Origin of the sequence: Erwinia sp. HR93, from assembly GCF_034555055.1 — a bacterium.
Lineage (GTDB): Bacteria > Pseudomonadota > Gammaproteobacteria > Enterobacterales > Enterobacteriaceae > Apirhabdus > Apirhabdus apintestini.
This window is the reverse complement of record NZ_JAXUDP010000001.1, coordinates 3,607,677-3,628,070: the sequence shown is the minus strand read 5'-3', so window position 1 is coordinate 3,628,070 and position 20,394 is coordinate 3,607,677. Positions and strand designations below refer to the sequence as shown.

Sequence of the window (20,394 nt, the reverse complement as noted above, 5' to 3'; positions counted from 1 at the left end):
GCAGATGCTATCTTTATGAAGAAAGCGCGGCCCGTACTTCATTTGCTTACGGCGGCGAGCTTTTCAATTAGCCCGTCGCCTGGCAAGAGTTTCGCTTAGTTATCAGCATTGAGTGAACGATAATTGCGCATTGCCGCTTCGGCTAAGGGCAGCGAAACGGCATAAAACGCACGGCTATTTGAGCAGCGGACAATCCGGCGGCAGGCGGCAATTCAGCGCTGCGGGTTCCACTTCGATGCGGAACTGGCGCCCGGTGAGCGGCTCGCCGTCCAGATTAAATGTAATGTTATGCGGCGCCGAGATTTCATACCATGCCGATTCTGCGCTAATAACGCCCGGCGAGTCTTCGCTGCGGGTCAGCGCGGAGAACAGCGCGGGTAGCAATTCTTCTCCGGTAAAAATACGGAGCTGCAGTTTGCCATCATTGATAAGCGCATCCGGGCATAATTGCTGGCCACCGCCCGCCTGGCGCCCGTTGCCGATGCCGATAACTAATGCATCTCCCTGCCAGTGAAAATTTTCACCGCGTATCTCACAGCGGTCTGGTTTCAGGGTATCTGGTCGCAGCAGGCCGTGAATAACATAGGAAACCCCGCCCAGCGCCGCTTTTAACTTCTCGGGCGTTTCAGCGGTAATCCGCGTACCGAAACCTCCGGTAGCCATATTAATAAACCACGCTTTATCATTGACCTGCGCTAAATCAACCGGCGTGGGGTTGCCCTCCAGTTCCAGCGTAAGCGCTTTTTCCATCTCGTCGGGGATGCCTGCACTGGTGGCGAAGTCATTGGCAGTGCCGAGCGGAAGAATGCCAAGAGTGGGGCGCACAGAGGCGTCCAGCTGCGCCAGCGCAGTAGCCACTTCGTTAATAGTGCCGTCACCGCCACCGGCAATCACCGTAGGCGCGCCCTGTGTGACTGCCTCATCGATATAGCGAGCGATATCGCCGTATTCCCAGGTTACGCGTACCTCGATCCTGTCTCCCATTTGGCGTCGCTTCGCGACCGCGCCTCGCAGTGCATCATTCGCAGCGCTTTTGCCGTTAATAATAATGAAAGAGAAAGCAGGGACGTCCATTAAAAACCTCCATATTAGTGCCCGGTGGATAAGCCCATAGCCATTACAGGCCGCCTGAACGCGGTTGCCAAGAGATGCCTGCAAGACAAGGGCGGGACGTTCGGTTCTGTCGGCCATTAAACGCGCCCGATAGAGCGAGCGCCAGGTCGGTTGATTTGAGTTTATCGCAAGCTCGCTGCTTTGCTGGGGGTTTTTCGTTTTACGCTAATTTTCCAGATATCCCCTGGTCGGCGGAGCCACATAACCGGCGATTTTTGGGGATAAGGTTAATACTGTGGTGCTGCGATATCGTATCCGGAACATTCATATCGCGGGTTATCCGCCCGGCGGGCGAGGCGGTGTATATCGACTTACCGGCGGTTAATGCATTATCGGGATGAGCCTATCCAAAGCAGGCCGGAGCGGATGAGAAATACAGCAGAGGGAGCCGTAAAAAATAAGCCTGTGAAAGGGCATAACACAGGCTAAGAGGTGATATCGGGTACGGTATGTCGTTATCATTTTAACCCGCCGATAATAACCTCAGCGGGGGAGAGCGTCTGTGATCGTTTTCGAAAAAATGACCGCCCTGGAAAATCAAAAAAATCCGCTATTTTGCATGGGGATTACGGGTTGTTTGACCTGCAAGATTGCGCATCAGTAGCGCAAAATCCAGTTCAACCGCTTCCGGCACCGGCAACCATACGGTATGACCATTGCCCGGAGCGACCTCAATCGGCTGGCCTTTTCCGTTCTCCATACGTTCAAGCGTAAATACTACGTTACCCTGCGGCGTCATCATCTCCAGGCTATCGCCCAGCGTGAACTTATTTTTCACCGCCACGGCGGCGAGATCCCCCCGGCGCTCCCCGGTGAACTCACCGACAAACTGCTGACGGTCAGAGACGGAATAGCCATACTCATAGTTTTGGTAACTTTCGTGATTATGTCGGCGCAGGAAACCTTCGGTATAGCCGCGGTGCGCCAGCGCCTCCAGCGTGGTGAGCAGCGTCGGGTCGAAAGGCTTGCCTGCGGCGGCATCGTCGATGGCCTGACGATAAACCTGCGCGGTGCGCGCGCAATAGTAAAAAGATTTGGTGCGGCCCTCGATTTTTAGTGACTGCACGCCGAGCTGCGTCAGGCGCTCCACGTGCTGGATCGCGCGTAAATCTTTCGAGTTCATGATGTAAGTGCCGTGTTCATCTTCAAACGCCGTCATATATTCTCCCGGGCGCTGGGCTTCTTCCACCATAAAGACTTTGTCCGTCGGTACGCCGACGCCGAGCGTCGGTTCCACATTCTGTACCGGGATGGGCTCATGCACGTGGACGATATTGCCCACCTCATCCTCTTTGCCTTCCTGCACGTTATATTCCCAGCGGCAGGCGTTAGTACAGGTGCCCTGATTGGGGTCGCGTTTATTAATATAGCCAGAAAGCAGGCAGCGACCGGAATAGGCCATACACAGCGCGCCGTGCACAAACACTTCGATTTCCATTTCCGGCACCTGCTCGCGGATCTCGGCAATTTCCTCCAGCGATAATTCGCGCGACAGAATCACGCGGCTAAGCCCCATCTGCTGCCAGAATTTTACCGTCGCCCAGTTGACTGCGTTGGCCTGCACGGAAAGATGGATAGCCATTTGCGGGAAGGCTTCGCGCACCATCATGATTAACCCAGGGTCGGACATGATTAACGCATCCGGCGCCATATCCACCACCGGCTTCAGGTCGCGAATAAACGTTTTTAGCTTGGCGTTATGCGGGGCAATGTTCACAACCACGTAGAATTTTTTGCCCTGAGCGTGGGCTTCCTGGATGCCGAGCGCAAGGTTTTCGTGGTTGAACTCATTGTTACGCACCCGCAGGCTATAGCGCGGCTGGCCTGCGTACACCGCATCGGCACCGTAGGCAAACGCGTAACGCATGTTTTTCAGCGTTCCCGCCGGTGAAAGCAATTCTGGTTTAGACATAGGTATCTCGTTCTGAGGACAGGTCAGAACCGCTCCACCTGATGGAGCGGCATATTACCGCGTGGACGACGACGGCATGAGGGCGCAAATTGTAGCGTCGGGCGCGTCGGGAGTAAACCCGCGTCGCCGCTCAGGCGCATTATAGGGTGCCGGGCGCGGGTAGCGTAATAACCCGCTGGGCGGAAGCGAGCGTGGAGGGCCGATGGGCGATAATAATACGCGTGATATTCAGCCCGGCGATGGCCTGGTTTATCAGGCGCTCATTCGTTTCATCCAAATGGCTGGTGGCCTCGTCCATAAATAGAATACCGGGGCGGCGATACAGCGCTCTGGCGATAAAAATACGCTGTTTTTGGCCACCGGAAAGTCCGTCACCCAGTGCGCCTACCGGGGTATCGTAGCCCATGGGCAAACGCATAATTTCATCATGCACGTTAGCCGAACGGGCGCAGGCCGTGAGCCACTCTTCATCGACGGGACGGCGAAAACCGCAGATGTTGTCACGCAGCGAACCGTGTAACAGGCGGTCTTCCTGCAAAATGCAGGCAATAACCGTCGGTAATCCACCGGGATCGCAGCGATAAATATCATGCTCAGCGATAAATATCTGCCCGGTATCCGGGGCAATTTGCCCGCTCAGCAGCTTCATCAGCGTACTTTTCCCGCAGCCAGAGGGGCCGGCGATGGCTACGCTTTCGCCCGGCGCGACGCTGAGCGAAAAATCGCGAAATAGCGGCGCGCTGTGTTTATCCCAGGCGAAAGTGATGCCGCTGACGCGCAGCCCGAGCGCCTGCGCCTGCGGCCAGCGGATATGCGGCCGCCCGGCCGCCGCGCCGGGTGACAGGGCAATATCGGAGACTCGCTCGCAGTGCAGGCTAAGCATACGCAGCGACAAGAGCGCATCGGTTAACGCCAGCGCGCTGGCGGCGAACAGCGCGCGCAGGGTATTAAACGCGACCCAGGCACCCATCGTCATCTGGTTTTCCAGCACTTGTCCCACCCCAAGCCAGAGCAATAGAATCGCGTCGCAGGCGCCGACGAAGGTACTAAATAGGCTGAAAAGCATATCGAATTTATCCAGCCGCAGCCCGGCATGGAGCGTATCGGCGTTCAAACCCATCATTTGCGACTGCCGCTGGCGACCAAGCCCCTGCGCGCGGATGGTCGCGATGCCAAACAGTGTTTCCATCAGCCATGAATCGGCGCGTGCGGCGTTAATGAGCTGCGCTTCAGAAAGTTCGCGGTAAATCGGCCAGGTTAACAGGCGCATGACAATATAAAGGAGGGTAAATCCAACGGCGATGCCCGTAAGCCCGCCGCCGTAAATAATCAGCAAACCCAGCGCGCCAGCCGCGGTAACGCCGGCAATTAGCGCACCGCTAATATCATGTATAACGCTGTGGCGCAGCGCGTCCAGCGCGTGATAGCGCGACTGAATATCGCCGGGCCGACGGCGTTCGAACCAGGCTGCGGGCAGCGTGAGCAGGTGGCGGAAAAGCCCGTCCTTCCACTGAAGATCCGTCAGCGCATTAATCATGGCAATGGTCCAGTGACGCCAGAGCGCCACGGCGCTTTGCAGTATCGTTAGCAGCAGCAGCCCAAAGCAAATCACGTGCAACAGGCTACTGTCGCGCTGTGGAATAACGGTATCCATCACGACCTGGGTGCCCACCGGCAGCAATAGCGCGATGGACTCGACTAACAGCGACAGTAAAAAAAGCCGCGTAAAGGCCGCGCGAAAACCGCGCATCTGGCGCAGTAAATCCTGCAGTTTCAGGCGCACGACGTGCCGGGTTCGGGTAAAGTTGACGCCGGGCCATAGCTCGCAGGCGACGCCGGTAAAATGTGCCCCCAGTTCCTGTAGCGTCAGCGTGCGCCGCCCGCTCGCGGGATCGTGGATAATCGCCCGGCGGCGACCGGCCTGAACCAGCACCACAAAATGGTTGAAATCCCAGTGCAGAATACAGGGCAGCGTAAGCTGAGGCAGTTCGTGCATCTCCAGCGACAGCGCGCGCATACCAAACCCCATCTCTGAGGCCGTCTGGCTCAGGGTTTCCACGGTGCTGCCGCGCGATGAAACGCCGAACCGCTGGCGCAGCGCCTGCACATTGACCCACTTCCCGTGATGCCCGGCAATCATCGCAAGGCAAGCCAGCCCGCACTCCGCCGCTTCGCTTTGATGCAAAACGGGCGCGCGGCGGCGCAGCGAAAAATGCCCGGGCGCGCGGCGCAGTCGGGCGCGAGATCCCTCAGTCATTGGCCGGTCCTGTCATATCGTGGCGAATGCGCGTCGCGGGCGCAAACAGCCACTCAACGAGCCGGCGCTTTTCCAGAAATAGCACGCCGCTGGCGCGGATGCCGTGACGCAGCGTCAGCGCCTGATTACCCGGACGCGTTTGCGGGAAGTGCGGCGTGACCTCAACGCGAAACCAACTCTGCGTGGCATCGCTGAGTTTTTCCTGCGCCGCGGGCCAGCTCGCCATCTCTTCCGAAGTAGCGGGCGCGGCGGCGATAGTATGAATAGTGCCGGAAAATTGGCCGAATTTATCGGCGGGAAACGCATCGTAACGCACGCTGACGCGCGCACCGGGCGTTAGCCAGGGGACAGCGTAAGCCGGTGCCCAAAATACGAGCCGGTAATCCCGCGCCGCGCCGGGGATGATATTAAGCATTCCTTCGCCGCGCCGCACCGTCTGGCCATCCGTGACATTCAGCGCGTCAACTATCCCCGCCTGCGGGGCTACCACCGTCGGCGACTCGCTGGCGTCAAGCTCGGCAAGCTGGTTCAGCAGCGCATTCTTTTGGATAAATAGCTGACGAATCTGATTATTAAACTCTACGGCCTGGGCAATCAGGGCATTATCCATTGCCATCACCTGCAATCGGTGCTGTTCATGCTGGCCGCGAATAGCCAGCAGATTGAAACGGTGCTGATGGTGCAGGGTTGCCTGTGCGGTAAGCTGATCCTGGGCGATCAGACCCGACTTCCAGTAGCGACGATAGCGCTGCAGCGTATGGTCTATCTCGTTAAGGCCGCGCTCGGCGTCCCGTAATGTTTGCTGCGAGCTTTCACTGGCCTGGCGGTATAAGGCTTTTTGCTGTGAAAGCGCCGTTTGCGCGGTGTCCCGGCTGAGTGCTATCTCTTTCATACTGGCTTCAAGCGCTGCGATTTGCTGCTGCAAAGCGCGCCGCTGGCGCATTCCGGCATCGCCGCTCTGCGTGGTGCGCCGCACCGCCAGCTGATAAAGAGGCGCCCCCAGTTCGACGCGCTGCCCCTGTGCGACCAGCGTGCGCACTACCGTGCCCTGCCACGCAGAAGTGACCCGCACCGGCGGCGGTATCGCCACCAGCTCGCCGCTGACCAGCGCTTTGCGATGCAGGGTACCAAAATGCAGCAATGCGGCAACTGCGCTTAAAAACGCCAGCGTCAATAGTGTAATGCCCCAAACCGGAAAGCCGCGTGGGATTAGCGCTTTACCGCGCCACTGGCGCTGTTGTTCCCGAAGGAGAGACTGGCGAAAGAGCGTCATTGGATTCCTGCTTTGTTTGACGATTAACGCCGCCAGGCGGAGCGCAGCCCCAGCGGGGTATCCAGCGTATGTTTCACAAACGCGGCGCCGAGGCGAGGATGTTGCATAAATACGGCGAGAAAATGCGGAGCGACGGTTTTTTCAATGCCCAGTACTCTGAGCGCCGCCGCCAGTTGAACCTCCAGAAGTAGCCCGGGGCCGGTCAGCGCAGGCGTAATACCATAATCGCCCTTCAGCCCTTCTTCGCGCCAGCCGAGCAGCCGCGCCAGCGAGTGCGTAATACCCTCAGAGTGCGGCACATGAAAAATAGCGTCCCGGCGCTCTAAAAAGCGATAGCGCTTGTTCAGGGTGCGCAGAGTCAGACGTAGCACCCTGGCCTGCGGGCAGCAGGCCAGCACATTGCTGTAATAGATACCGTCCAGTGCGGGCGTCGAACTTTGCGTTACCCAGTCGCGCCAGCTAAACACGGCCCCCAGCGCCGGGATTTTGCCGATATGCAGCGTGTGCGTATCGGCGTGCATGCAGGCCTTAAGGCGGCAGCGCATGCGGGGTGAAAGAAACGGATGCGTGTCTATGCGCTCGGCGCTGCTTTGGGCGGCTGCGTCGTCCTGCAACAGTGCCGCCAGCGCGCGCTCGGATTTCGCCAGCGCAATCGCTTCATCGTGCCGCAGGTTAAGTGTTTCCAGCAGTCGATGGGTGCGGGGGAAAACCGTATCCAGACAGGGCAGGGTATCGATGTCGATATAAATCCCTCCGTAGCGATTCAGAACCAGCAAACGCACAATATCGCTGGCGCTGGCCAGATTACCCCGCAGGATTAACTCGTAATAATACAGGCGTTTTAGCGGCGCCTGTGCGCCGTGAAACAGCGGCGTAATTTCCATAAGTTCCACGCCGGCGGGTAGAGATGCCTGCCCCTGTGCGGCGGGGAATGTCGTTTTCTCAGCCGCGATCTGGTATAGAAAGCGCTCCGCCAGCGCGTTAAATGTGAGTTCCGGGTGCGCCAGGCGCGGCCAGATGAATCGAAACGCGGCGTTTTGTAGTTGTCGCAGCGTGGCCTGCGGGGCGTGGGGCGATATTTTGCGCGCGTAAGCCATTAGCCGGGCCTGAAAATGCTGACACTGACTTACCTGCGGATCGTGCCAGAGCCAGAGCGTTTTATCGGGGTTGGCCGCTTTCCAGATAGTCAGGTAGTGGCTGTCCAGCGCCGCTGGCGCGCCTATCCAGATGAAATGCAGAATATCGGGAACCTGCAGTTTATGCTGTGCCAGCGCTTCCAGCTCGCGCACCCGAGAACGCCGGGCCAGCGCGCGCTGGCTACGGTACGGCGCAGCGCGGAATTCGGCCTCAATCGCCTTTCCAAGGCGCTGCAAAATAAGATGAGACGGCATCGACGGCGGCTTCAGCGCAGGATGAACAAAAGGCTTAGCAGCGCGCAGGCGATAGCGATAATGGTGACAATCGCGTTATCCTGCACAAACTGGTAGAGAGATAAGGCGTTTTCACGCGCGGTGGTGCGCATTTTTTCCAGCGCTTCTTCTTCGCTCCCGGCGCGGATGGTCAGCGGATATTTAACGAACCCTTCCCGTTGCAGAACCGCTTGTTCCTCGCGGGTTAACGTCTTTATATCGTAAATCCGGGTTGCAACGTCTTTGGTATAAAAGACATAGGTGTTCATTTAATCCCTCCCATCCGTGGTAATCCTAAAAACTGACGCTGTGACAAAGGTTCAATGCCAGAGGTATCCTGCTGTCACTTCAGCGCTGATAGTAGATTAGCGCCTCGCCTGTCGGTCTATTCATTCTTCGTTTCAATAATAGACAGCGCCTGAAATGTTCACGCTGCTTGTGCGCTTCGTTTTCCAGGCGCTGTCCAGACACCAACGGGGGGTAACCATCGTTTGTGCAGCACGAGCTAGCTTGCGGAGGCGATTAACGCTGGGTACCGCAGTTCATCCCGTTGGTACGCCCGTTACGACCGCCGCCGTCGCTTCCGCCGCCGCCGTTATAGTTAATGCCGCCACCCGGCTTGCCAAAGTTCCAGGCTCCGCTGCCGCTACCGCGATTTGAGTTAGTGTAAGAGCCGCTGCGATTACCGGCGTTCCCGCCGCTCGAACCGCCGCTGCTGCTACCGCAATTACTGCCCGAACCACCTGCGCCGCAGGTATCGCCGAAACCACCGGCAATAGTAGAGTACAACTCCGTGGCAATTTCTTTCATCTCTGTTCCTTATTTTTGTTTTCCATAACAACATCCAGTGCCGTCATGCTGATGACGTCACTGTGGGAGTTTACTGGAATTTTTAGGAAATATAAGGAGGTTTTGATAATTAATAATAAATTGTGATTATGGTTATAAAAATAAAGAGTAATAATGTAATTTTGCATTTAAAAGGGAGGCTGTAAGAATATTTTCTGGAGTTATTGGGTTTGTTTTTACGCTGAAATTAACGGCGTAATCAACGCCATTTACTTGAAAAGCGGCGTTTTACTGGATGTCTGCGATGGGAATAGCCTGAAGCAGCGGCGACAGCGTGCAAAAAAGTCCGTGACGCCGCTTTAGGAGGGATAGAACGCAGAGATGTATTTATAAAGGCATTAATGCGGCGGGATTATCCGCCCCGGCGCGGCCTCCCAGCGGTAGCCAACGCCATACACGGCGCGAATAAACGCCTGGTCGGCTTCCAGCTCCTCAAGCTTGCGGCGTAAGTTCTTAATATGGCTATCGATAGTGCGATCGGTGACCACCCGATAGTCATCGTAAAGATGATTGAGCAGGGCTTCCCGGGAAAACACTTTACCCGGCGCGGAAGACAGCGTTTTTAGCAGCCGAAACTCGGCGGGGGTTAACTCCAGCGCGCAGCCGCGCCAGCTTGCCTGAAAGCGGTCTTCGTTAATGATAAGCGGCGGCTCTTCTTCCTGCTGCAGGCCGCTCTGCTGAGAGGGGCGGCAGCGGCGTAAAATCGCCTTCACGCGCGCGACGACTTCGCGCGGGCTGTAGGGCTTGCAAATATAGTCATCAGCGCCTATTTCAAGCCCCAGTAGCCGGTCGATCTCTTCGATTTTTGCCGTCACCATAATAATCGGAATCTCTGAAAAACGGCGGATTTCCCGACACAGCGTTAGCCCGTCTACCCCCGGTAGCATAAGATCTAACAGAATTAGATCGGGCGGCGTCTGGCGCACGTACGCCAGCACCGGCTCGCCGCTGGAGATGTGGGTCGGCGCATAGCCCCCCGCGCGCAAATAGTCGACCAAAAGCTGGCCGAGTTTGGGTTCATCTTCAACCACAAGCACGCGTGGCGCATTATCATCCAAAGGAAATTCCGTCATAACATCCTCTGCAGTTCTGTTTCCAGCGGCAGCGTTACATTGATACTGACGCCGCCCGCCGGCGAATGAGTAGCCTGAAGTGTACCACCGTGCGCCTGCACAATATTCTGGCAAATGGCCAGACCCAGCCCCGATCCGCCGCTGGCGCGGCTGCGCGAGCCCTCTGCGCGATAAAAGCGTTCAAAAAGCTGGGTCAGTTGTTCATCGCTCACGCCGGGCGCAGTGTCGGCGAAACGCAGATACAGGCGATGCCCGCGCGCTTCGCCGCTGATGTGTAGCTCGCCGCCCGCGTCGGTATAACGCAGACTATTTTCCAGTAAGTTATTGAATAACTGCATTAAGCGATCTGCGTCGCCAAACAGCGAAATATGCTGAGGCAGCGTCAGACGCAGCGCTAGCCCCCGAGCATGAAAGCGCGCTTTAAACGCACCGGCGGCCACCTCCAGCAGCGCGACAATATCTAACGTTTTCTTTTGATAAGCCAGCGCGCCTTCATCGGAAAGCGACAGTTGATGCAGATCGTCAACCAATTTGGTCAGCGTGGCGACTTCCATCTGCAGCGAGGTAACGGATTCCGGCGTAAAACGCCGCACTCCATCCTGAATCGCCTCCAGTTCGCCGCGCAGCACCGCGAGCGGCGTGCGCAGCTCGTGGGAGATATCGGCCATGAATGCGCGCCGCATGCGCTGGTTCTTTTCCAGCGTGCTGGCGAGCTGGTTAAAATCCTGTGCCAGACGCCCCAGTTCATCGCGCCCGACTGGGGTAACCCGGGTACTAAAATCACCGGCGGCCAGGCGATGAGTGCCTTCAACCAGGCGTTTCACCGGCCGCAGCAGGCCGCGCGCCAGCGGAAATGTCGCTCCCGCCGCCAGTAAAATAGCCAGTATCACGATTATCCAGCTACTGCGGCGCTGCTGTTTATCGAAGTGAATATCGGTGCTGCGCGTCAGGCGTTCAACCGGTGAGGCAATAACCCAGCCTACCGTAGCGCCGGCGACGGTAATCGCTTTGCGCGTGCCGTCGCGGGGAATAGATGAAGGCGGGCCAACCAGCTTATTAAAATGTTGATCGGCAACCCAAAACTGAGTGCGCCAGCCGTGAGGCGGCATCGCCGTACTGGTTTGTGGTTCGCGATCGAAGGCGCGCAGTAACTGGAACATATAGCGATTATTATGGCGCAGGAATTGCCAGTTGCCGTGCTGCGCATACTGCTCAGACAAGGTATCGCTTAATAGCGCCAGCCGCTGCTCGTTGCCGCTCTTGATATAGCCGATAAAACCGCGTTCAAAACTGATGCGTACCGCAATGTGCATGAGGATCAGCACTGAAATGCAGGTAGCCAAAATAGCCATAAACAGTTTTCCCGTAATGCCGGGTCGCCACCACTTCATATTTCAGGTCTCCCTGACGCCGCACCGGCGGCGCAGTTCTTTCATAACAGAATCGGCGCTTCAGGCGCCTGAATCGCGTTGATTGTTCCGGGCAAGCGCTGCATTTTTACCGCTGTCGTCCGGAACTCTGGTGAATAGCAGCGCGGGGAGCGCAACGATCAGCGCCACAGCAAGCCAGGTGAAAAAGAATACGCTGTGCGCGGTACCGCCATCTGCCGTCACGTGCCGTGCGCTGAAAACCCCTAATATCAGGCCAGCGATAGTGACGCCAAGGCTCATCGAAAGCTGCATCACCATCGAGAGCAGACTATTACCGCTGCTGGCCAGTTGATCGGGTAAATCTTTCAGCGTCAGGGTGTTCATGCTGGAAAACCGCATGGCATTAACCATCCCGAGGCAGAACAGTACTACCGGCAGCAGCGGATACCAGCCCATCAGGCCGACGCCCATCAGTAATACACAGTTCAGCGCCAGCCCGAGCGTGGCGAACACCAGGACGCGGCGGTAGCCAAACCGGTTAACCACCTGCACCACGATCCGCTTCATGCTCATACTGCCCAGCACCATCGGGATCATCATTAGCCCCGCGTGAAATGGGCTAAAGCCTAAACCGATTTGCAGGAACACCGGGGTCATGAACGGGAGCATGCCGCTGCCAATGCGCGCGCACAGGCTGCTGCTAAGACCGAGGGAGAACGTGCGTGTGTTAAACAGCGTCAGGCTAAACAGGGCGCGCGGGCTGCGCCGGGCGTGCCAGAGGTAAATAATCAGCGCCAGCGCGCCGATGACGGCCAGCAGCGCGGTAAGCGCTGTGGATAACCCCATGCCCCGGTGGCCATCCAGCGCGAGCGTTAGCGCCGCCATGCCGACCGCCAGTAAGACAAAGCCTACGGCGTCGAAGCGACGGGTTTGCAGGGTGTAATTTGGCATTAGCCACAGCGTCGCGATGGCGCCGAGAATGCCCACCGGCAGATTAATCAAAAATATCCAGTGCCAGGATGCATATTCTACCAGTAAGCCGCCCAGCGCTGGCCCCAGCAGCGGGCCTATCTGACCGGGCAGCGTAACAAACGTCATGGCGGCCATATACTGGCTGCGCGGCACAATTTTCATCACCGTCAGGCGGCCCACAGGAACCATCATGGCGCCGCCAAGCCCCTGAACGACGCGCGCGGCGATCAGCCCGTCCAGAGTCACAGCGCGTGCGCACAGTAAAGAGCCAGCGGTAAAGATAACGATGGCGCAAAAAAAGACGTTGCGCACGCCGACTCTGTCCGCCAGCCAGCCGCTGGCAGGCAGCATTATCGCTACGGTCAGCACGTAGGAGACAATAACCATATGCATATGCAGCGGGCTTTCACCCAGGCTGCGCGCCATGGATGGCAGCGCCGTATTCACAATAGTGGTATCCAGCGCCTGCATAAAAAAACCAAAGGCGACTATCCATAGCTGCCAGCGCACGCTGCCGTGAAGTGCGATCATTGTCTTTACGACGCCTCCGTGGTTGAGTTTGAGGCGCGCCGGTTTTTTGCGCGCACAAAGCGCTGGCGCAGGCCATCAAAAAACAGATACACCACCGGCGTGGTATAGAGCGTCAATAATTGACTCATGACCAGGCCACCGACGATAGTGATACCGAGCGGCTGGCGCATTTCCGAGCCGTCACCCTGTGAAATCACCAGCGGCAGCGCGCCAAGAATCGCCGCCAGCGTGGTCATCATGATAGGGCGAAAGCGCAGCACGCAGGCCTGATATATCGCCTGCTTCGGGGTCAGCCCACCGTGGCGCTGCGCTTCCAGCGCGAAGTCAACCATCATAATGGCGTTTTTCTTCACAATCCCAATGAGCAGCATGATGCCAATAAGCGCGATAAGACTGAACGGCGCATTAAATAGCTCCAGCGCCAGCAGCGCACCGACGCCGGCCGAGGGCAGCGTGGATAAAATCGTCAGCGGGTGAATATAACTTTCGTACAAAATGCCCAGTACGATATACACCGTCGCCAGCGCTGCCAGGATCAGCACCAACTGGGAATTTTGCGTATCTTTAAACATTTGCGCGGTTCCGGAATAACTGCCGCGCACGCTGGACGGCACGCCGAGCGCCACCATTGCTTTATCAATGGCCTCGCTGGCCTGTGAAAGCGATACGCCGGTCGGCAGGTTAAACGCAATCGTTGACGAGGCGGAAAGACCTTCATGGCTTACCGACAGCGGGGCGTTAGCCGGGCGCCATGAAGCAAACCACGACAGCGGAATCGTCTTTCCTTCCTTATTGATGACGTACATTTTGTCCAGCGCGCTGATATCCTGCGCGTCGCGCGGGTCAACTTCTATCACCACCTTGTATTGATTGAGCGGCTGGTAAATGGTGGATATCTGCCGCTGACCAAACGCATTATTTAATAGCCCGTTGACGTCAGAGACGCTGATCCCCAGCCGGGCCATTGCTTCGCGGTTATACTCAAGCGCCATTTCCGCGCCGTTGTCTTGTTGATCTGAGTTGACGTCGGCGAGTTCCGGCAGCGCCGACAGCGCTTTGCGGATGCGCGGTTCCCATTCGCGCAGCGCGTTTAGGTCATCAGACAGCAGGCTGTACTGATAGCTGGCGTTAGACTGCCGCCCACCGACGCGAATATCCTGTACTGCCATTAAAAACAGGCGTGCGCCCGGTTCGCTGGCCAGTTTTTTGCGCAGCCTATCGATAATTTGCTGGGCGCTTGCGCCGCGTTCAGCGCGCGGTTTCAGGGTTATAAACATCATGCCGCTGTTTACCCGCGAGCCGCCGGTAAACCCGGTGACGTTATCCACCGCCGGATCGTCGCGGATGATTTTCATAAAATCCCGCAGTTTGCCGCGCATCGCCTGGAAAGAGATGCTTTGGTCGGCCTGAATCCCGCCCATCAGCGCCCCGGTGTCCTGTTCCGGGAAGAACGTTTTCGGCACGATAATATACAGCCAGACGTTAAGGGCGATTGTCGCCAGTAATACCACGCCGACGGTGCGCGCGTGATCGAGCGCCCAGCGCAAAGTGCGCTCATAGGCGCGCTGGAGGCCCGTCAGTATCCGGGCTATCACGCCAGGGCGGGACGCGCTGGCGGGCTTTGCCCGCAGCAGCCAGCCGCACATCATTGGCGTCAGCGTCAGAGAGACGGCCAGCGAGATGGCGATGGAGACCGACAGCGTGACGGCGAACTCACGGAATAGCTTGCCCGGCAGGCCGCCCATTAACAGCAGTGGCAGAAAAACGGCGACCAGCGACAGGCTCATGGAAAGCACGGTAAAACCCACTTCGCGCACGCCCTGCAGCGCGGCCTGCAGCGGCCGCACGCCGTTTTCTATATGCCGTGAAATGTTCTCCAGCACCACAATGGCGTCGTCCACCACAAATCCGGTGGCGATGGTGAGCGCCATCAGCGACAGATTATTTAAGCTGAATCCGCACAGGTACATGGCGGCAAAGGTACCGATTAATGAAACCGGCACCGCGACGGCGGGGATTAATGTGGCGCGCCCGGAGCGCAAAAAAGCAAACACCACCAGGATCACCAGCGCTACCGCGATAATTAACGTTTGTTCGACTTCCGCCAGCGAAGCGCGAATCGTCGGTGAACGATCCAGAGCGACCTGTAAATCGATGGCCGCGGGAATGCTTTCGCGCAGCGCCGGTAGCCGGTCGCGTATCCGATCGACCGTATCAATAATATTGGCTTCCGGGGTTTTGCGGATCATCAGCAAAATCGCCGGCTTCGCGTTGGTCATGCCCGCATTGCGCTTATCCTGAACCGAGTCCGTGACGCTGGCGACATCGCGCAGGCGCACCGCCGCGCCGCTGCGGTAATGCACCACCAGCGGTGCATAATCTTCGGCCTGCTTTAATTCATCGTTGGTTTGTAACTGCCAGCGCTGCTGGTCATCTTCTATAGCGCCCTGGGGGCGACGCACGTTTGCACTGCTGATGGCTTTACGCACATCGTCCAGCGATACGCCCTGATTAAACAGCGCCTGAGGATTAAGGGTGACGCGCACGGCGGGCAGCGAACTGCCGCCGACGTCTACATCGCCGACGCCGTCCAGTTGGGAAAGCGTCTGCGCCAGTTGCGTAGAGGCAAAATCATAGAGCTTGCCCTGACTCCAGGTATCCGAGGTCAGCGTCAGGATCATAATCGGCATATCCGCCGGGTTAGCTTTCCGATAGGTCGGGCGATTAGGCATTCCGCCGGGGAGCAAACTTTGCGCCGCGTTGATTGCCGCCTGTACATCGCGCGCCGCGCCGTTAATATCCCTGTCGAAATCAAATTGTAAAATAATCCGCGTCTTGCCAAGCGAGCTGGTCGACGTCATTTCATTAACGCCCGCAATGCGCCCCAGCGCACGCTCCAGCGGCGTGGCCACCGAAGAGGCCATGGTTTCCGGCGACGCGCCCGGCATTGAGGCGCTGACCATTATCACCGGAAAATCCACCTGCGGCAGCGGGGCTACCGGCAGCAAACGAAAGCCGAGCACGCCGCACAGCGTAATGGCCACGCTCAGCAAAATAGTGGCTACCGGGCGATGAATAAACAGCGCGAAAAATTTCACTTACGCCTCCCGGTCGCGCGTCGGAAAACGGCTGCGCAGACGCTGTGCCAGCGTATCGAATAATAAATAGATAACCGGGGTGGTAAACAGCGTCAGTACCTGGCTGACCAGCAGGCCGCCCACCATACCGATTCCCAGCGGGCGGCGCAGTTCTGCGCCGACGCCGGTACTGAGCATTAACGGCAGCGCGCCCAGCAGCGCGGCAAGCGTCGTCATTAGTATCGGACGAAAGCGCAGTAAACAGGCCTGATAAATAGCGTCATACGGCGCCATTCCCCGCTCGCGCTCCGCCGCTAGCGCGAAGTCGATCATCATGATGGCGTTCTTTTTCACGATCCCGATAAGCAAAATGATGCCGATAATCGCTATCACATCCAGGTCGTGACCCGACAGCCACAGGGCCAGCAGCGCGCCGACGCCAGCGGTTGGCAGCGTCGAGAGAATCGTTATCGGGTGGATAAAGCTTTCATATAACACCCCCAGCACGATATACATGGCGACTACCGCCGCGATAATCAGCCACACCGTGCTGGAAAGCGCGCTCTGGAAGGCGAGGGTGCTGCCCTGAAACGACGTCGTGATGTCCTGCGGAAAAGCGAGTTCCCGCTCGGCGTTGTTAATGGCCTGCACCGCATCGCCCAGCGCATAGTGCGCCGGAACGTTAAATGAAATCGTGGTTGAGGGGAACTGATCCAGATGGTTAACGGTCAGTGGCCCAAAGCGCTGCTCGATTTTTGCAATAGCGTTTAGCGGCACGCTGGCGCCGTCGCTGCCGGTAAGCCGGATGTTATCCAGTGCGCTCAAGCCCGGCGTGGCGCGGGTATCCTGTTCCAGCACTACGCGGTACTGATTCGCCTGGGTATAAATCGTGGATATCAGCCGCTGGCCGAAGGCGTTATACAGCGCGTTATCCACATCGGCCATGGTGATACCGAGGCGGCTGGCGGTGTCGCGATCGACATTGACCCAGGCGACCAGCCCTTTATCCTGCCAGTCGCTGCTAACGTCGGCTAACTGCGGCAGCGTGCTGAGTTTGTCCATGAGTTTTGGCACCCACAGGCTAAGTTCATCGAGCGAGGTGGCCTGCAAAGAGAACTGGTACTGGGTGCGGCTCGCCTGAGTGTCGATGGTCAAATCCTGCACTGGCTGCAGATAGAGCGCAATGCCGGGCAGCCCGGCCGCCTGCGTCTGTAAACGCGTTATGACCGCGCTGATGCGATCGTCGCGCTCATCTAATGGCTTTAAGTTGATCTGCAGGCGCCCGCTATTTAACGCCGGGTTGGTGCCGTCGACGCCGATAAACGTCACCACGCTTGCTACCGCCGGGTCTTTACGTATCAGGTCGGCGACCTGGCGCTGGCGTTCCGCCATGCTGGCCCACGAGGCCGACTGCGGCGCCTGCAGCGTGCCTTGAATAATGCCGTTATCCTGCACCGGGAAAAACCCTTTCGGGATCAGCATCCACAGCGCTACGGTCAGCGCCAGCGCGCTGAGCGCGACGCCGAGTGTAAGCCAGGGGTGATTAAGTACGCGCTTCAGTAACCGGCCATAGGCGGCAATTACCCGATCGAACTGGCGCTCCGCCGCCGCTGAAAAGCGCCCCTGTTTGGTCAGGGAGGCATGACTGAGCATGCGGGCGCACATCATTGGCGTCAGGGTCAATGAAATGGCGGCGGAAATCAGGATAGCCACCGCCAGCGTGATGGCGAATTCGCGAAACAGGCGCCCGACAATATCCCCCATAAACAGCAGCGGGATCAGAACCGCAATCAGGGAGAAGGTGAGGGAGATAATAGTAAAGCCGATTTCACCGGCGCCTTTTAGCGCGGCCGCTAACGGTTTTTCACCTTTTTCGATATAGCGGGAAATGTTCTCAATCACCACAATCGCATCGTCCACCACAAAACCGGTGGCGATGGTGAGCGCCATGAGCGTCAGGTTATTGATGGAAAAACCGAGGAATACCATAGCGGCAAAGGTACCGATCAGCGACAGCGGCACCGCCACGGCGGGAATAATCGTGGCCGGAATATTGCGCAGGAAGAGCCAGATAATCATTACCACCAGCGCTATCGCGAGCACCAGTTCAAACTGAGTGTCGCTGACGGAAGCCTGAATATTTGCGGTGCGATCGGCGATAAGCGTTACGTTGACCGATTTCGGCAGGCTCTTTTTCAGCGTCGGTAAAAGCTGGCGAATTTGGCCGGCGGTTTCAATGATATTGGCGCCCGGCTGGCGCTGAATATTCATCACAATCGCCTGCTGTTTATTGGCCCAGGCGCCGAGCCAGGCGTTTTCTGCCCCCTGTTCTACCGTAGCCACGTCGCCGAGCCGCACCGGAGCGCTATCGCGCCACGCGATAATAAGCTGCCGATACTCCTGCGCAGATTTCATTTGATCGTTAGCGGAAAGCGTAATGGCGCGCGTTGGGCCGTCAAGATTACCTTTGGCAGAGTTGACGTTAGCACTACCGATAGCGCTGCGCACCGTTTCGCCGGTGAGCCCCAGCGCGGCCAGCGCCTGAGCGTTAAGTTTTACCCTCACCGCGGATCGCTGGCCGCCGGAAAGTGTAACCAGCCCGACCCCGCCGACCTGAGAAATTTTCTGCGCCACGCGGGTTTCGACCATATCCTGCACCTGGGTCATCGGCAGGGCGGTGGAGGTAACCGCGAGCGTCATGATAGGCGGGTCCGCCGGATTGACTTTATTGTAAACCGGCGGGTTAGGCAGATCGTTTGGCAGCAGATTGGTGGCGGCATTAATTGCGGCCTGCACTTCCTGTTCTGCAACATCGAGCGATAGCGTTAACTGAAACTGGAGTGTGACGACGGAAGCGCCGCCCGAACTCTGAGAAGACATCTGCTTTAAGCCGGACATCTGCCCGAACTGGCGCTCCAGCGGCGCGGTAACCGCCGAGGTCATGACGTCCGGGCTGGCGCCGGGGTAGAGTGTGACCACCTGAATGGTGGGATAATCCACCTCTGGCAACGCGGAAACGGGCAGGAAGCGGTAGCCGACGATGCCGGCTATTAAAATAGCCACCATTAGCAGCGTTGTCGCAACGGGCCGCAGGATAAACAGCCGCGACGGACCGCCGGTAGCGCTGGGAGGTAACACCTGCATCAGGAGTGCGCTCCCTGCGCGCCGGGCGCAGCCGCGCGCGGTGGCGTAATTTCAGTTTTATCCGCCGCGCTGACGACGGTCACTACAGTGCCTTCGGTGAGGCGGTCGATACCGTCAGTTACCACGCGGTCGCCGGCGGAAATCCCCCCGGTAATGGTTACTTTTTCACTGTTTTGCAGCCCGGTGGTCACCGCGTGCTTGCTCACCCGATTGCCGTCACCCAGCACCCAGACAAAATGCCCTTCATTGCCCATCTGCAGCGCGGCGGCGGGGATCACTACCGCATTTTGCTCCGTGGAGACCAGCATTCGCGCGTTGACAAACTGATTAGGGAACAGCGCGTCATCGGCGTTGGTAAAGCGGGCTTTAAGTTTGATGGTGCCGGTGCTGGCGTCTATCTGGTTATCCAGGCTTAACAGCGTGCCGTCGCTGAGTTTACGGGTATTAGTACGATCCCAGGCTTCGACGCTCAGGGCCGCGCCGCGCTTTTGCGCCGCGATAATATCGGCGATGTTGTTTTCCGGCAGGGTAAAGAGCACATCGATAGGGTGCGTTTGCGTGAGCACCACAATGCCGTCGCTATCCGCGCTGGAAATTTGATTGCCGATATCTACGCGGCGCAGCCCCACGCGCCCGTCGATGGGCGCGGCGATCCGGCTCCAGTCGAGCTGAAGCTGCGCGCTGGCGACGGCGGCTTCGTCGGCTTTTATTAATCCGGAGGTTTCGTTGACTTTCGCCCGCTGGGCGTCCAGCTCCTGTTGCGATACTAGCTGCGTTTTCGCCAGTTGCTGATAGCGACCTAAATCGCGGCTGGCATTGGCGAGGGTCGCCCGATCCCGGGCAAGCTGGCCCTGAGCCTGCGCCAGCGCCACCTTAAACTGGCTGGGATCGATTTCTGCCAGCAGCGCGCCGGCTTTCACCTGCTGGCCCTCCTGAAAATGGATGGCTAACAGCTGGCCGCTAACCCGGCTGCGCACCGTTACCGTATTTGCGGCGGTGACGGTGCCGAGCCCGGTCAGGAAACGCGGTACTGCTTCATTAGTGGCCGTTGCTGCCTGAACCGGCGGCGCTGCGCCCCGGCCCCCTTTACCCGCGCGCGCGTGGGGCGCTTTATTACCGCCAGGCGCCGCAGCACCGCCGGAGGCGTCATGGCGCCAGAGCCAGAAGGCGGCCAGCGCCGCAATAATTAAACCGCCCAGCCAGAGCCTGCGGGAGCGTAAGGAGCCTTTCATCAATAGACGTCTTCTTTAATTTTCCTGAAACGATTAGGCCTAATTCTACTACACCTGTCGTGGATTCGCAGACTGCACGCGCTATCGCCGGAGGTTAACGGCGTAGCCTGCGCTGCGCATGGCAGTGTACTGAGATAACGGGGCAAAATAATGGAGGAATTGTGGAATACCGTTAAAGAACT

General features: G+C 58.0%; 13 protein-coding genes. All 13 read right to left on the bottom strand.

Features of this window, described 5'->3' with window-relative positions:
• Positions 1 to 174: 174 nt before the first annotated feature.
• A complete protein-coding gene (yegS, locus tag SFA31_RS16930) occupies positions 175 to 1,074 on the bottom strand; it encodes a lipid kinase YegS (protein ID WP_322839403.1) in 900 nt (299 codons plus the stop codon).
• A gap of 589 nt (positions 1,075 to 1,663) precedes the next feature.
• Positions 1,664 to 3,025: a tRNA 5-hydroxyuridine modification protein YegQ gene (yegQ, locus tag SFA31_RS16925; RefSeq protein WP_322839031.1), complete on the bottom strand. Its 1,362-nt coding sequence runs from the start codon at positions 3,023 to 3,025 to the stop codon at positions 1,664 to 1,666.
• A 139-nt stretch (positions 3,026 to 3,164) separates the two neighbouring features.
• On the bottom strand, positions 3,165 to 5,282 hold the full coding sequence (locus SFA31_RS16920) for a peptidase domain-containing ABC transporter (RefSeq protein ID WP_322839030.1): 2,118 nt from the start codon (positions 5,280 to 5,282) through the stop codon (positions 3,165 to 3,167).
• Entirely contained in the window at positions 5,275 to 6,555 is a 1,281-nt protein-coding gene (locus SFA31_RS16915; RefSeq protein WP_322839029.1) for an HlyD family secretion protein, read from the bottom strand. Before SFA31_RS16915 ends, SFA31_RS16920 begins: the two co-directional genes overlap by 8 nt.
• A 23-nt stretch (positions 6,556 to 6,578) precedes the next feature.
• Positions 6,579 to 7,946 (bottom strand): TcdA/TcdB catalytic glycosyltransferase domain-containing protein, encoded by a 1,368-nt coding sequence (locus SFA31_RS16910; protein WP_322839028.1) that lies wholly within the window; start codon positions 7,944 to 7,946, stop codon positions 6,579 to 6,581.
• Positions 7,947 to 7,957: 11 nt separating this feature from the next.
• Positions 7,958 to 8,233: a hypothetical protein gene (locus tag SFA31_RS16905; protein ID WP_322839027.1), complete on the bottom strand. Its 276-nt coding sequence runs from the start codon at positions 8,231 to 8,233 to the stop codon at positions 7,958 to 7,960.
• A 253-nt stretch (positions 8,234 to 8,486) separates the two neighbouring features.
• A complete protein-coding gene (locus SFA31_RS16900; RefSeq protein ID WP_322839026.1) occupies positions 8,487 to 8,774 on the bottom strand; it encodes a hypothetical protein in 288 nt (95 codons plus the stop codon).
• 377 nt (positions 8,775 to 9,151) lie between these two features.
• On the bottom strand, positions 9,152 to 9,886 hold the full coding sequence (gene baeR / locus SFA31_RS16895; RefSeq protein WP_322839025.1) for a two-component system response regulator BaeR: 735 nt from the start codon (positions 9,884 to 9,886) through the stop codon (positions 9,152 to 9,154).
• Positions 9,883 to 11,277, bottom strand: coding sequence for a two-component system sensor histidine kinase BaeS (baeS, locus tag SFA31_RS16890; RefSeq protein WP_322839024.1), 1,395 nt, complete (start codon positions 11,275 to 11,277; stop codon positions 9,883 to 9,885). The genes baeR and baeS overlap by 4 nt, the downstream gene beginning before the upstream one ends.
• Positions 11,278 to 11,337: 60 nt before the next feature.
• On the bottom strand, positions 11,338 to 12,759 hold the full coding sequence (gene mdtD / locus SFA31_RS16885) for a multidrug transporter subunit MdtD (RefSeq protein ID WP_322839023.1): 1,422 nt from the start codon (positions 12,757 to 12,759) through the stop codon (positions 11,338 to 11,340).
• A 5-nt stretch (positions 12,760 to 12,764) separates the two neighbouring features.
• Entirely contained in the window at positions 12,765 to 15,857 is a 3,093-nt protein-coding gene (gene mdtC, locus SFA31_RS16880; RefSeq protein ID WP_322839022.1) for a multidrug efflux RND transporter permease subunit MdtC, read from the bottom strand.
• Positions 15,858 to 18,980, bottom strand: coding sequence for an MdtB/MuxB family multidrug efflux RND transporter permease subunit (locus SFA31_RS16875; protein WP_322839021.1), 3,123 nt, complete (start codon positions 18,978 to 18,980; stop codon positions 15,858 to 15,860).
• A complete protein-coding gene (locus SFA31_RS16870; RefSeq protein WP_322839020.1) occupies positions 18,980 to 20,212 on the bottom strand; it encodes an MdtA/MuxA family multidrug efflux RND transporter periplasmic adaptor subunit in 1,233 nt (410 codons plus the stop codon). Before SFA31_RS16870 ends, SFA31_RS16875 begins: the two co-directional genes overlap by 1 nt.
• Positions 20,213 to 20,394: the final 182 nt, after the last annotated feature.

Excerpts from the sequence above, each read along its gene's own strand:
- yegS (WP_322839403.1), bottom strand. The coding sequence starts at position 1,074 with ATGGACGTCCCTGCTTTCTCTTTCATTATTATTAACGGCAAAAGCGCT.
- yegQ (WP_322839031.1), bottom strand. The coding sequence starts at position 3,025 with ATGTCTAAACCAGAATTGCTTTCACCGGCGGGAACGCTGAAAAACATG.
- SFA31_RS16920 (WP_322839030.1), bottom strand. The coding sequence starts at position 5,282 with ATGACTGAGGGATCTCGCGCCCGACTGCGCCGCGCGCCCGGGCATTTT.
- SFA31_RS16915 (WP_322839029.1), bottom strand. The coding sequence starts at position 6,555 with ATGACGCTCTTTCGCCAGTCTCTCCTTCGGGAACAACAGCGCCAGTGG.
- SFA31_RS16910 (WP_322839028.1), bottom strand. The coding sequence starts at position 7,946 with ATGCCGTCTCATCTTATTTTGCAGCGCCTTGGAAAGGCGATTGAGGCC.
- SFA31_RS16905 (WP_322839027.1), bottom strand. The coding sequence starts at position 8,233 with ATGAACACCTATGTCTTTTATACCAAAGACGTTGCAACCCGGATTTAC.
- SFA31_RS16900 (WP_322839026.1), bottom strand. The coding sequence starts at position 8,774 with ATGAAAGAAATTGCCACGGAGTTGTACTCTACTATTGCCGGTGGTTTC.
- baeR (WP_322839025.1), bottom strand. The coding sequence starts at position 9,886 with ATGACGGAATTTCCTTTGGATGATAATGCGCCACGCGTGCTTGTGGTT.
- baeS (WP_322839024.1), bottom strand. The coding sequence starts at position 11,277 with ATGAAGTGGTGGCGACCCGGCATTACGGGAAAACTGTTTATGGCTATT.
- mdtD (WP_322839023.1), bottom strand. The coding sequence starts at position 12,759 with ATGATCGCACTTCACGGCAGCGTGCGCTGGCAGCTATGGATAGTCGCC.
- SFA31_RS16875 (WP_322839021.1), bottom strand. The coding sequence starts at position 18,980 with ATGCAGGTGTTACCTCCCAGCGCTACCGGCGGTCCGTCGCGGCTGTTT.
- SFA31_RS16870 (WP_322839020.1), bottom strand. The coding sequence starts at position 20,212 with ATGAAAGGCTCCTTACGCTCCCGCAGGCTCTGGCTGGGCGGTTTAATT.